Annotated in this window: 10 protein-coding genes; 4 read left to right on the top strand and 6 right to left on the bottom strand. The window is 44.6% G+C overall.

Annotated features, from left to right (window positions below):
• Positions 1–60: 60 nt before the first annotated feature.
• Entirely contained in the window at positions 61–1,191 is a 1,131-nt protein-coding gene (locus H6F56_RS07555) for a histidinol-phosphate transaminase (RefSeq protein ID WP_190666624.1), read from the bottom strand.
• 28 nt (positions 1,192–1,219) lie between these two features.
• Entirely contained in the window at positions 1,220–1,864 is a 645-nt protein-coding gene (hisB, locus tag H6F56_RS07550; RefSeq protein ID WP_190666390.1) for an imidazoleglycerol-phosphate dehydratase HisB, read from the bottom strand.
• Between the two features lie 206 nt (positions 1,865–2,070).
• Here hisB and H6F56_RS07545 point away from each other — a divergent pair, with 206 nt between their 5' ends.
• Positions 2,071–2,385 carry a WGxxGxxG family protein gene (locus H6F56_RS07545; protein WP_190666388.1) on the top strand — a complete coding sequence of 105 codons (315 nt, stop codon included), beginning with the start codon at positions 2,071–2,073 and terminating at the stop codon, positions 2,383–2,385.
• 102 nt (positions 2,386–2,487) lie between these two features.
• Here H6F56_RS07545 and H6F56_RS07540 read toward each other — a convergent pair whose 3' ends face one another.
• Positions 2,488–4,113 carry a putative bifunctional diguanylate cyclase/phosphodiesterase gene (locus tag H6F56_RS07540; protein WP_242031904.1) on the bottom strand — a complete coding sequence of 542 codons (1,626 nt, stop codon included), beginning with the start codon at positions 4,111–4,113 and terminating at the stop codon, positions 2,488–2,490.
• Positions 4,114–4,802: 689 nt separating this feature from the next.
• A complete protein-coding gene (locus H6F56_RS07535; RefSeq protein WP_190666384.1) occupies positions 4,803–5,834 on the bottom strand; it encodes an N-acetylglucosamine kinase in 1,032 nt (343 codons plus the stop codon).
• Positions 5,835–5,925: 91 nt separating this feature from the next.
• Here H6F56_RS07535 and H6F56_RS07530 point away from each other — a divergent pair, with 91 nt between their 5' ends.
• Positions 5,926–6,135 carry a hypothetical protein gene (locus H6F56_RS07530; RefSeq protein ID WP_190666382.1) on the top strand — a complete coding sequence of 70 codons (210 nt, stop codon included), beginning with the start codon at positions 5,926–5,928 and terminating at the stop codon, positions 6,133–6,135.
• Positions 6,136–6,287: 152 nt separating this feature from the next.
• On the opposite strand, the gene H6F56_RS07525 is transcribed toward H6F56_RS07530, so the two are convergent.
• Positions 6,288–6,953, bottom strand: coding sequence for a YqiA/YcfP family alpha/beta fold hydrolase (locus tag H6F56_RS07525; protein ID WP_190666380.1), 666 nt, complete (start codon positions 6,951–6,953; stop codon positions 6,288–6,290).
• A 257-nt stretch (positions 6,954–7,210) separates the two neighbouring features.
• Here H6F56_RS07525 and H6F56_RS07520 point away from each other — a divergent pair, with 257 nt between their 5' ends.
• Positions 7,211–7,981, top strand: coding sequence for a class I SAM-dependent methyltransferase (locus H6F56_RS07520; protein ID WP_190666378.1), 771 nt, complete (start codon positions 7,211–7,213; stop codon positions 7,979–7,981).
• Between the two features lie 45 nt (positions 7,982–8,026).
• Here H6F56_RS07520 and H6F56_RS07515 read toward each other — a convergent pair whose 3' ends face one another.
• Positions 8,027–10,300, bottom strand: coding sequence for a Tex family protein (locus H6F56_RS07515; protein ID WP_190666376.1), 2,274 nt, complete (start codon positions 10,298–10,300; stop codon positions 8,027–8,029).
• Positions 10,301–10,766: 466 nt separating this feature from the next.
• On the opposite strand from H6F56_RS07515, the gene H6F56_RS25760 reads away from it, so the two are divergent.
• Positions 10,767–12,566 (top strand): WG repeat-containing protein, encoded by a 1,800-nt coding sequence (locus tag H6F56_RS25760; protein WP_199312627.1) that lies wholly within the window; start codon positions 10,767–10,769, stop codon positions 12,564–12,566.
• The last annotated feature ends 92 nt before the right edge of the window (positions 12,567–12,658 follow it).

The following is a 12,658-nucleotide window of genomic DNA, read 5'->3' as shown; positions in this document are numbered from 1 at the left end:
TGAAAGAGGGGGCAGAGGGAGCAATCATCTTGATGCCCCATGACCCCATGCCCTATTCCCCTACAAAATCGCTTGCAACCGCTGAAGTGTGCGCGTATTCTCTTCAGGGGTGCCAACAGTGATACGAATGCCGCCGCCGGTATGACGGATTAGGGTTCCTTGAGTTTTGAGTTGCTGGATCAGGTGGCTGAGGGCTGCATCCATGTCACCGGCATCTTTGAGACGCAGGTAAATGAAGTTAGCGTTACTGGGCCAAACTTGCAGTTGTGGGACTTGGTTGAAGGCTTTAATTAACCGGCTGCGCTCGTCTAAAATTTGGGGAATTATGCCTAAGAGCTGTTGCCGGTTCGTCAGGGCAACTTCGACTGCAACTTGAGTAAAACTAGGCAAGTTGTAAGGCAAGCGGACTTTTTCGAGGGCGCTGATCACTTCCGGATGGGCAACCGCATAACCGACTCGATGGGTGGCTAAGCGGAAGGCTTTGGAGAAGGTGCGTAAAATTACCCAGTTTGGTCGCTGGGGTAATTCTCCCACAAGGGTTGTCTGACTGAATTCAAAATACGCCTCGTCAATAACCACCAAGATATTCGCCGGCAAACTCTTGAGCCAGTCGATTTCTGCTGGGGTTAAGGCGTTGGCGGTGGGGGAATTGGGATGGACGACAAACACCGCGCGAATTGGTGGATTTTGCGTTTGTTCAATCGCCTTTTGAGCTGCTGCCAAGTCGATTTCAAAATTCGCTTCAGATCGCCCAACAGATACGACTGGAATGCCTAGGGTTTGCGCCAAAATCCCGTACATGGAGAAGGTGGGGTTAGCGACTAAAATCGAGCCTTCTCCCCCTACACAGGTGGCAATTAACAAAGAGCGAATGAGTTCATCCGAGCCATTGCCTACGGAAATATTGGCTGACGCAATTTTAGCGGTTTCAATGAACCCGACAGATTCGCTGACATATTCGGCAATCGCTTCTTTAATCGCAGCATAGCTGCCATCGGGATAGCGATTGGATTCGATCAGCCGCTCAAAGGTGAATGCTAGCTTTTGTTTGAGTTCGTCGGGCAAGTCGTAGGGGCATTCGTTGGTGTCCAACCGATCAATCGAGGACTGAACGGGTTCACCGGCACTGCCGCCTGGGTGGGGCGTGTAGGCGCGGAGTTTGCTTAAATCTGAACGGATGAAGGGCAGCATGAAGGGGCTAGGGGCTAGGAGGGAGAAATTACAAGACGCCTTTGGAACTAGGGATGGTGCCGGCACGGCGAGGATCGACTTCGGTTGCCATTCGCAGGGAACGAGCAAAGGCTTTAAAGGTGGCTTCAATAATGTGGTGGGAGTTAATGCCGTCTAGCTGGCGGATGTGGAGGGTCATTTGGCTGTGGTTAACGAGGGCGACGAAGAACTCGCGCACAAGTTGGGTGTCGTAGGTGCCAACACGCTGGGTGGGAATTTGCAATCCGTAGCTGAGGTGAGGGCGTCCGGAAAAGTCTAGGGCGACTTGAACCAGGGCTTCATCAAGGGGGGCGATGAAATGGCCAAAGCGGACGATGCCTTTGCGATCACTGAGGGCTTTTCCTAAGGCTTGCCCGAGGGTGATGCCGACATCTTCGTTAGTGTGATGGTCGTCTATTTCTATGTCGCCGGTTGCCCGCACGTCTAAGTCTAGCAGCCCGTGTGAGGCTATTTGGTGCAGCATATGGTCTAGGAAGGGAACGCCGGTGTTGGCGGTGCAGGTGCCAGTGCCGTCGAGGTTGACGGTGACGTGTACATCGGTTTCGCCGGTGGTGCGGCTGACGGTGGCGCTGCGTGCCGGTGAGGGCACATCAAGATTGGGAAGCGGTTGAGCGTTGCGGTCGCGTGTCTGCATGATTGCTGCTGACTTAGAAAAGGCATCCGTTTTATTATCTCTTTTTTGGTGCCGATTACAGTTTCTACAGTCTTTGAATCTGGGGCTTATCACTTCAGAGAGAGTGCAGAGGTGGGTTAGCTTACTGCTGCAGATGGATTCGCTTTAGTGGGGATATTGATAGATTGATGTGTAACACAAACCAATTGGAAAAAGAGAAAATAAACATGAAGCGTTCTGATTTGTCAAAGGTTGCCGGTGCTGGCGTTCTTGCCCTGAGCTTAGCGATTCTTCCTGGTATGATGCCGGCTTCCGCCCAAAATAACACAGCTCCCGCCGGAACTAATGGAACGAATAACGATCCGAATAGAACTGTCGTTGACACAACCCCCCTTGAAGAGAGTGAAAGCGATAACAATCACTGGGGTGCATTAGGTTTATTGGGTCTAATTGGTTTAGCCAATCTCTTCCGCAAGGATGAACCGACTCGTTTTCGCGACCCCGATCCTGCTGCCACTTCCTCAACAACAACAAGATATTAATCACAACAAAATGCAGTTTAACGCGGGCCGGCTATGGCGAAGTAGCCGGCTCATTTTTTTTTCATGGCAATTTAAGCTCTCATTCAAGTTTCAGCCGGCTCGCTAGGACAGCGATTCGTGGCCGGTTACACCTGTCTGCAAAAGTGTAGCCAGGGCATCGGCAGGAATAGGCCGGCTAAAGTAGTAGCCTTGAATTTCATTACACCCTTGGGATTTAATGTATTCAAACTGATCTTGCGTTTCTACACCTTCAGCAGTGATCTTTAATTCCAGACTTTTTGCTAAGGATATTATTGCGTTTGTAACGGCTGCGTTATGGGGATCGGCAACAACATCCCGGACAAAAGAGCGATCAATTTTCAGGGTGTCAATGGGAAAATGTCTCAAGTAATTTAAGGATGAGTAACCTGTCCCAAAATCATCGAGTGCAAGGGTAATTCCTCTGTCACGCAATTGCTGTAAGATATTAATTGTATTCTGAACATTATCAACAAACAAGCTTTCAGTTACTTCTAATTCTAGATAAGAAACATCCATACCTGTTTCTTCAAGAATTTGGTTAATTCGCTCCACTAAATCAGATTGCTCAAATTGACGGGCTGATAAGTTGACAGCCATCCGGATCGGGGGCAGTCCAGCTTGCTGCCAGATACGGTTTTGAGTGCAGGCAGTGCGTAACACCCATTCCCCTATTGGGACAATTAAACCGTTCGCTTCGGCAATGGGGATAAATTTAACCGGCGAGACGAATCCCAGCTCAGGGTGTTGCCACCGCACGAGCGCTTCTACACCGACAATTTGATTATGGCCGAGATCGACTCGTGGCTGATAGTGTAAATGAATTTCATTGCGTGTCAGGGCATAACGCAATTCATTTTCCAAAGTTAACCGTTCCTGCAATTGAGCCTTCATTTCAGCCCCAAAAAACTGATAGTTGCTCTGTGCTTGTTGTCTTGCTTGATACATTGCTGTACTAGCATTTTCCCAAAGCTGATCGACTTGAGAGCCATCAAAAGGATAGATGGAAATACCTAGGCTGACGCTTAGATGTAACGGCTTATTTTCAATGAAGAAAGTTGTTGAAAAAGTAGAGAGAATTTCCTTACATAAGGGTAATATATCTTCTGATACAGTAAGCTCAGTTTGAGCGAGCGCAAATTCATCTTTGGCAACACGACTGAGGAGATCGGTTGGGCGCACACTAGCGCTCAGTCGCTGAGCAGCTTCCCTGAGTAGCAAATCACCGGCATCGCGCCCCAAGGCATTGCTAATCTCTGAAAGATTCTTTAGTTTTAACGAGATGACGGCTAATAGTCGGTTATTGTCCTGTGCTCGGATTAAAGCCTGTTGCAGACGATCTTGGAATAAGGCTTGATTGGGTAGACCCGTGAGGTTATCGTAATTCGTGAGATGCTGAATAACTTCGTCTAATTGTTTAATTGTTCGGACTGTATCTGCCATCAATATGCCGGCTTCATCTGTAAATTTAGTTGGCAGGTTGGGTAGCTTTTTCTGGTTTAAGTATTCTCGTAAGGTCAAAAAGGTGAGAATCACAGGTGCCAGAAGATTATGTATTGCGTAGAGTGTGGCGGCGGTGCCGATTAAAGTCGCTACTAAAGCGATTCCTAGCACACGCAGCGTCATCTGAAATGACGATGTGTTTATCGTCAGAAAATAAAGCAAAAGGGTTAAAAGGGGTACATGAGTGCCTAAAAAGGCAACTAGCATGATTTTTGCCTTGTAGCTGGGCGGACGTTGAAAGCGAGATAGGAATGAGTACAGCCAAAGATTAGGGTGATTGATATGCATGAGAAATAATTTTGGATTAAGCGAACACAGGCGTAACGGATGACCCAGCTTTTGTTAGTAAATTAAGATATTCGGTCTTGAGGGGCGTTTATTTGTAGTATAGGACACAATTAAGGTTCATCGTTTGCACTTCTTAGGAGCCGTCAAGGGTAGACTTAACGTTTACAATTGGTAAAATTTTTCTAAAAGTATGGTGTTTGCAAGGCATTTGATTCAGAGAGTAGGAGAGAAATGGATTTTTTACCCAAAATTGGGATTGATGAATCTGTACTGAAATATGCTATTTCTCGATATATTTACTGTTGGAAAAATGAAGCACCGCTGTTAAAATGCCTTTTCACCGGCAGCGATCTCAACAAATTCATTTCTGTTTTCCCCCTTTATTCTTTATATCATCTCCATTAGGGGAATTCAAAAGTTGAATTTACCTGCAATCCAGGATGCCTATATCTAAATAATTATTGATTTTTATTGATTTTCGTCTTGCCTTTGCAGCCTTTCTCAGAAGTTTAGCCCAGACAAAGTGTTGTGAGGCGGCTTCATCTTGCTTTTATAAAACTTGAATTCACAGGAATGATGGCATGGATTAACCGATGATTCCTATCAATTTAACCGGGCGAGAGTGTCTGCAACGCGAGTAAAGCGGCACCGTAAGCCGGCTCATGTCTGGCCCAAATTACGGTTGCTGAAGGGATAATTTCTGCGAGTGAGGTGGCAAACCGGCCTCGCAAATTTGCCAAACCCCGCCAAACTCCCCCCATTGTGACAACTTCAAAGGCTTCATCTGGCTTAAATAACGCTTGACTTACGACTCGTGCCGCTAATACTAATTCTTCAACTGCTTCACTAATAATGTTATTAGCTATCAAGTCGCCGACTGCTGCTGCTTCATCAATAATGGGTGCTAAAGCGGCAATTTGTTTGACACCCCATCCGCGCCGGTAAATGACTTCAACTAAATCTTCAATGCTGTTGAGATTGAGATGTTGTATGATTCGCTCAGTTAAAATTGTTTCACCTAAACGCCCGTCATAAGAGCGCACGACGGATCTTAACCCACGGATGGCAATGTGATAACCGCTCCCTTCATCCCCCAGAAGATAGCCCCAACCGCTGGCTCTTTTTGTCTGTCCCTGATGGTTTTGTCCAAAGGCAATCGCGCCGGTGCCGGCAATGATCACAACTCCCACCGGCTTACCGACTCCACCGACTAAGGCAATTGCAGAGTCATTGCAAACGATGACATGAGATGAGTGAAGAATTGAGAGTTGAGAATGCAGAAGATTATCAGCGCTCAATTCTTGATGATTGATTTCTAGAGAAGGCAGCTGTAATGAAGGCTTCACCGGCAGTTCACTGCTTGAAAGTAACTGCTGCACCAAAGCGCGCACCGCTTGGACATCCTGGGAACGCCCAACGCCGGCTAATCCCACACAGATTGCTTCAAGGCTGACTTCCCCAAGTGGTGCGGCTGCTTGGGCGATCGCGTCTCTAATTGAGTTGCCGGCTGCTTCGAGTCCTACGGTTTGGTAATTAGAAGGGCCGGCTTCTCCACGCCCGATCACTTGCCCGGTTTTATCCATCAAGATACAAACCGTCTTGGTGCCGCCGCCATCTATTCCTAAGACACAGCCTTTCATTAAGCCAACTCCTATGCCGGTTGTCTGTTACTCAGCCTGTGAGGATTTGGGCTTTTTGTTATAGAGCAACATTCCCAGCCCTACAAGTAAAATGGCTATCACCGGATTATTTTCAGGGATAGACTTTGGAGCGGGTGTTGTGGCAAAGCTAGAGGCTATGCGCTGGTTTCGGCAAATGCCACCACTGCAATTCAGCGTCCAGCCGGTGGGCGACGAGGCGTTTTGTGCCGCTGCGGGCGACGCGAGGGCTAGTGCAGAAATCTCCACACCGGAAACGGCAATTAACGATAGAGCAACCTGAGAAATAAGCTTTGACATTGTGAGCATGGAAAGCGATTGAATTTATCATACTTAAACAATGGCTTAAATATATGTATCGTAGGATGTAAAATATCACATTTTATGATTGTTTTTCATCCTGCCGTTGTGATGACTAAAATCACGTTAACGCGCTTATTCAGTAGCGACAGACACTTGACAAAATCGGCAAATTTCCTGCCAAAGCTGGGGCATGACGTTACCCAAGCCGTGATCACTGTCCAGTTCTACCAGTTGCACCCAAGGGCGAGTGCCGGCAAAGTCCCGGCTGGCTTGTACTGGAATCACTTCATCGTGAATCCCATGCAAAATTAGTGTGGGGACGGGTCTTTGCAACTGGTGATCGTGATACTGGCCGGCATCTCTAATAAATTCATAGCTCAAAGGGAGCGATCGCTTCTGTCCGTAGTGATACACCGGCAGGTATTTTTCTCTTTCCCAGCGCTGCATTTGTTCTTGTCCGAGTTTTGACTGCCAATGAGTGAGGAATTCAAACGCCGGTGCGAGGAGGACAACTTGTTTGACTTGCGAGTGCTGTTGTGCCAGCCAAGCTGAGGTTAAACCGCCAAAACTAGAGCCTATTAAGGTAATTGATGAGGGTGCCGGTGGAAATTCTGTTTGAACTTGTGCGATTTGTCGCGTTAAAGTAAGGTGAGAAAAATCCCCTTGATTCAGGTCGGGCAATTTCATATGAATTTGCAACGAACTAAAACATTTGGCAATGTACGTTGCTTTTTGAGATTGCGGGCTAGATGCAAACCCGTGCAAGTAGATATAAGTCGGCAAATCTGTTGAATCCATCCTATTATTATAGCTAAAATCAATATTTTAACTTAATTCTATTATATTTATCTTTAACTTCAAATTCAAAAGCTTTAGTGATTTTTATTTATTATTTGAGCAGGACTTATTCTAACAATTACCTTTTAAATTCAAGATTTAATTTAAAAATATTGCTAAAATTTGCTAAGCTAAGAACTGAATTTAGAAATCATGAAAGCCTTTGTAATAAACAGACTTTAATTTTTCTCAATTTAAGTTTTAACTAAGGAGCGACAATGAACTTTTTTAAAAAATTAAAAATCAAGGGTTGGGGTGGAGCGCTGGTTATTTTATTCATTTTAACCGGCTTGATATTTGCCGGCTCTAGAATTTTAAACTCAGAAACCACTGTTAGTGCCGACACTGTTTATGAGCAGCGAACGATCCATAGTCCTGATGGCATTGGAAAGTTTTATATGGGGCGAGAAATCGCCCAAGTAATGGGACATCAAGGAGCCAGCTGGTTGGAGAGACGAAGCCGGGAGTATGAAGAGCAGCCGGATAAATTGGTAAAGTCTCTTAATCTTAGCGCGAAAGATGTCGTGGCAGATATTGGTGCCGGCACTGGTTACATCAGCTTTCGGATCGCTCGCTTAGTGCCAGAAGGAAAAGTGCTAGCGGTAGATATTCAGCCGGAAATGCTAGAAATGATTGAATTATTGAAAAAACAGAAAAAGATTAGTAACATTGAGCCGGTTTTGGGAACCGTGAGCGATCCGAACCTGCCGGCTGAAAGCGTTGATTTAGCCATCATGGTCGATGCTTATCACGAGTTTGAATATCCCAGAGAAGTCATGGAAGCGATTGTCAAAGCACTCAAACCTGGAGGACGCGTTGTTCTGGTGGAATACCGGGGTGAAAATCCTTTTATTGCTATCAAAGCCTTGCATAAAATGACCGAAAAACAAGTACGAAAAGAAATGGTGCCGGTGGGTTTAGTCTGGAAAGAAAATAAAGATGTTTTACCTCAGCAGCATATTTTAATTTTTGAAAAGCCAAAAGCATGAGATTAACCTTCCCAGAGATACCTGGGAAGGAAAAAACTTAACGCCCTACTTTTTCTTACCAAACTTTGCCTTCAAATCATCAATCGTTGGATTGCGATTCTCTACTTTACTCTCGTTTTTACTCTCGTTCTTTTTAGCAGGGCGCACGCTAGTTGTCGTTGCGCCATCTGGCGATCTCATCGATAAGCTAATTCGGTTCAATTTCTCATTCACTTCCATTACCCGCACTTTCACAACCTGTCCAACTTTCACAACTGTTTTGGGATCATCAACAAATCGATCAGCTAATTGGGAAATATGCACTAACCCATCCTGATGAACGCCAATATCAACAAACGCTCCAAAGTTGGCTACATTTGTTACAACGCCTTCTAATTCCATCCCAACCATCAAGTCTCTTACTTCATTCACGCCTTCCTTAAACGTGGCATATTTAAACTCAGCTCTCGGATCTCTTCCCGGCTTTTCTAATTCGTTGATAATATCGCGGAGGGTTGGTTCCCCAACACTATCAGTCACGTATTTCTTCAGATTTAGAGACTTGAGTTTTTCTGCGGCTTGAGGAATCCGATCAACTGGCACACTTAAATCTGCCGCGATTGCCTCTACTAATTTGTAACTTTCAGGGTGTACTGCTGTATTGTCCAGCGGATTTTCACCCCCGCGAATTCTCAGAAATCCAGCCGCTTGTTCAAATGCTTTTGGCCCTAATTTAGGCACTTTTAAAAGTTGCCGTCGATTTTTAAACGCCCCGTTTTCATTGCGATAACTGACAATGTTTTTTGCGACTGCCGGCGTCATTCCCGATACAAAGGTTAGAAGCTCTTTGGAGGCTGTATTCAGGTCTACTCCAACGTAGTTTACACAGCTTTCTACAGTTTCATCCAGCTTTTTCTTCAGCAACTTTTGATCAACATCATGTTGATATTGTCCAACCCCAATCGACTTCGGATCGATTTTGACAAGCTCAGCTAAGGGATCTTGCAACCGACGTCCGATACTAATGGCACCGCGTACGGTAAGATCGAGTTCAGGAAACTCAGAAATGGCCACATCTGAAGCCGAATAAATTGAAGCGCCAGACTCGTTCACCATGACTTTAATCGGTTGACGATCTAAGGTTTTTAAAATATCACCAATAAACTCATCGGTTTCGCGAGAAGCTGTGCCGTTGCCGATAGCAATTAGCTCAATTTTATAGTTCTCAATCAGCTTTTTAACCATAGCCGCCGCACTGGCGCGTTGACCGGCTCCCGTGTGTGGGAAAATGGTTTGATATTCTAAAAATTTCCCGGTTTCACTAAGGACAGAAACTTTGCAGCCGGTGCGAAATCCAGGATCAACTGCGAGAGTAGGTTTCATGCCTGCCGGCGCAGACAGCAACAACTCCCGAAGATTGGTTTCAAACGTTTTAATTGACTCGATATCCGCTTCTAATTTTTTAGCAGCACGCACTTCACTGATAAGAGAAGTTTTCATCAGCCGGTTAAAGGCATCTTTGAGCATTCCCTGATAAAATTCCCGAACTGCCGGCACCTTGGTTTTTATTTCCTGAGACTCCAGATAATACATCACTGCCGATTCCTCATAAGAGAGTTCTAAATCCAGCACTACCTCTGTTTCTCCCCGAAATAAAGCTAACAAATTATGCGGTGCAATATCTTTGACCTTAATTTGGTAATTTCGGTACATCTCAAACTTGGTACTGCCTTCGGGATGCTCATCTTTAATTTGCGAGACAAAAAATCCTGAATTCATTAAATAATCTCGCAAGTAAGCCCGCAATTCTGCTTTTTCGGAAACTTCTTCTGCTAAAATATCAGAAGCTCCTTTAAGTGCCTCCTCTACAGTTTTTACACCCTTTTCTTCAGAAATGTATTTAACCGCTTCTTCCTCTAGCGATACCGGAGAAGCACTCTTATTATTGAGCGATTTGATAAAGGCTGCCAGCGGTTCAAGTCCTTTTTCCCGGGCAATTGTGGCTCGCGTGCGGCGCTTGGGTTTAAAGGGAAGATAAAGGTCTTCGAGTTCGTTTTTTTGCAAACACGTTTCGATTTTTGCTTTCAGTTCATCGGTGAGTTTTCCTTGCTCTGAAATCGTTTTTAAAATTGCTGTTTTGCGTTCTTCAATTTCGGTTAAATAAGCGTGCCGGTCAAAAAGATCGCGTAATTGAATTTCGTTTAGTCCCTCGGTGCGCTCTTTTCGGTAACGCGCAATGAAGGGAATGGTTGCGCCTTCGCTCAAAAGTTCCAGAGCGTTTTTCACTTGGGAAGGACTAATGGAAAGCTCTTGTGCGAGAAGTTGAGGGATGTTCAGCATAAGGTATGTATTCAGTCTATCTTTTATAGGATAAGCTGAAATTCACGAGGTGATGAGATAAGGTGTCAAATTTGAAGATATCGTCGGCATTCCGCTTTCTTTTTGATGAGTAAGATGATTTTGCTTTCTCCGCTCTTTCCAAGGAAGACCGCTTCACAACGTACTTACATTATTTAATCGAAATATCTCTGCCAGAGATTAGGCATTTAGGCAAAGATGGCAGCCTACTTTTAGTTCTAGTTAAATTTATTATTTTTTAATATTTTTAAGATAAAATTCAAAATATTGCTCTATAAAAATTCTTGTTTCAATACTTAAGAAAAATGAAAATTTGAGAAATGCGTTGGCTCAAATACTCACAGTGTGACAGTTGAACAGGCGGACAGTTGTAGCCGGCTTTTTCAATATAAACTTTTAGAGTGGGGATGAGATAGTCAATCCCAAAGCAAATTTACAACATTAAATTATGCCAGCTACTTTTTCTGACATTCAAAACCATTGGGCGCAAGCGCCAATTGTACAACTAGCTGAAAAATCGATTATTAGTGGATATCCTAATGGAAGCTTTCGTCCAAATGCTACCATTACCCGCGCGGAACTTGCTGCCCTTGTGCGTAAAGCTTTTCCGAATGCCCCAAAAATTCGGAGTGCAGTGAATTTTAGTGATGTTCCTAAAACTCACTGGGCATTTGAAGCAATTTCTACGGCTTATGAAATGGGATTTTTATCCGGATATCCGGAGGGAATTTTTAAACCAGAACAACCGCTAGAACGAACTCAAGCCTTCGTTTCCCTAGCAAATGGGCTAAAATACAGCGCCCCTACAAATTACAATGAAACGCTTAAAAAATATTTTGACGATGCTGCACAAATTCCTAGTTATGCCACAAGTGCAATTGCCGCAGCCCTTCAAAACCGGCTCGTTGTCAACTATCCCAATGTTAAACAACTCAAACCTCTGCAAAATGCTACACGCGCTGAAGTTGTTGCCTTGATTTGTCAAGCTTTAAAAATTGCTAATGCCGTGCCGGCGCAGTATATTGCCGGAGCTTTTGAAATCTCGCCTCAATTTGATAGAGCCGGCGATTTTGCTAATGGCATTGCCCAAATTTCATTTTGGCCAAAATACAGTTTTATTGATACAACCGGCAAAGTTGTAACCCAACAGTTTGACAGTGTTGGTGAGCGCTCGGAGGAATTGCAATCTGTTACCATTGGCTCTAAATGCGGCTATATTGACACCACTGGCAAACTTGTGATTCAAGCAAACTTTGATGGCTGTGATTCCTTCTTTGAAGGTTTGGCTGTCGTCAGAGTTGGCGATAAGCATGGCCATATTGACAAAACGGGTAAGTTTATCAGTCAAACTCGATTTGAAATGGCAGCTCGCTTTGCTAAATCTCAACCATTAGCGCGGGTTTGGCTTAATAGTAAAATCGGCTGGATCGACAAAACCGGCAAAATAGTTATCCAGCCACAATTTGATGATGCCGAAGACTTTTCAGACGGATTAGCGCGGGTGAGAACCGGCACCAAAAACGGCTTTATCGATATCACCGGCAAGATGGTGTTTGAAACGCCAGTGGGTTATTTTAAATCTTTTTCTGAAGGATTAGCAGCCTATACCTTTAACTATCAAGTCGGCTATATCGACACAACTGGCAAAGTTGTTATTCCTCCTCAATTTGATTTTGGGGATGCCTTCTCAAACGGGCTAGCAGCAATTCGGCTTAACAATAAAGCCGGTTATATCGACAAAACCGGCAAAGTTGTCATTGAGTTAAAATTTGATTTTACTGGCGCTTTTTCTCAAGAAACAGCAAAGGTTACTTTTGAGGGAAAAATCGGTATTATTGACAAAGCAGGTAACTATTTAAGCGAGCCTCAATATTCGCTAATCGGGCCATTTTCTGAAGGTCTAGCACAGGTTGTAAAACCTTGGGAGGGTGTCGGTTATATTGACGAAACAGGAAAACTGGTCATCCCGGCCCAATTTTCTGGGACTGGTGCGTTTCCCGGTGATGCTGCCCACGTTCAATTTTTCAAGGAAGATGGCAAATTTTCTGAAGGGCTAGCTGCCGTCGAAATTCAGCGCAAGTGGGGCTATATTGACAAGACTGGGAAAATGATTATTCAGCCACAATATGATGCGGCTGGTGCTTTTTCTGAAGGGCTAGCCAGAGTGAATGTGGGTGGACAGTGGAACGATATGCAAAACTATGTTGAAGGCGGCAAATGGGGGTATATTAAACATCCCCTTAAGTAAGCAATGAATCTTTAGGGGAGTGCAATTCACTGAAGAAGGATTGCCCTCTCTTAACGAATACGAAAATTAAAAATCTAGTAATATCTTATTCT

The organism is Microcoleus sp. FACHB-672 (assembly GCF_014695725.1).
GTDB lineage: Bacteria > Cyanobacteriota > Cyanobacteriia > Cyanobacteriales > Oscillatoriaceae > FACHB-68.
The sequence above is the reverse complement of the archived record's forward strand: the minus strand, read 5'-3'. Positions and strand labels throughout refer to the sequence as shown.

Bases quoted from the DNA above. Each gene is read 5' to 3' on its own strand.
- H6F56_RS07545 (WP_190666388.1), top strand. From the start codon at position 2,071: ATGAAGCGTTCTGATTTGTCAAAGGTTGCCGGTGCTGGCGTTCTTGCC.
- H6F56_RS07535 (WP_190666384.1), bottom strand. From the start codon at position 5,834: ATGAAAGGCTGTGTCTTAGGAATAGATGGCGGCGGCACCAAGACGGTT.
- H6F56_RS07555 (WP_190666624.1), bottom strand. From the start codon at position 1,191: ATGCTGCCCTTCATCCGTTCAGATTTAAGCAAACTCCGCGCCTACACG.
- H6F56_RS25760 (WP_199312627.1), top strand. From the start codon at position 10,767: ATGCCAGCTACTTTTTCTGACATTCAAAACCATTGGGCGCAAGCGCCA.
- H6F56_RS07525 (WP_190666380.1), bottom strand. From the start codon at position 6,953: ATGGATTCAACAGATTTGCCGACTTATATCTACTTGCACGGGTTTGCA.
- H6F56_RS07540 (WP_242031904.1), bottom strand. From the start codon at position 4,113: ATGCTAGTTGCCTTTTTAGGCACTCATGTACCCCTTTTAACCCTTTTG.
- H6F56_RS07515 (WP_190666376.1), bottom strand. From the start codon at position 10,300: ATGCTGAACATCCCTCAACTTCTCGCACAAGAGCTTTCCATTAGTCCT.
- H6F56_RS07530 (WP_190666382.1), top strand. From the start codon at position 5,926: ATGGCTATCACCGGATTATTTTCAGGGATAGACTTTGGAGCGGGTGTT.
- hisB (WP_190666390.1), bottom strand. From the start codon at position 1,864: ATGCAGACACGCGACCGCAACGCTCAACCGCTTCCCAATCTTGATGTG.
- H6F56_RS07520 (WP_190666378.1), top strand. From the start codon at position 7,211: ATGAACTTTTTTAAAAAATTAAAAATCAAGGGTTGGGGTGGAGCGCTG.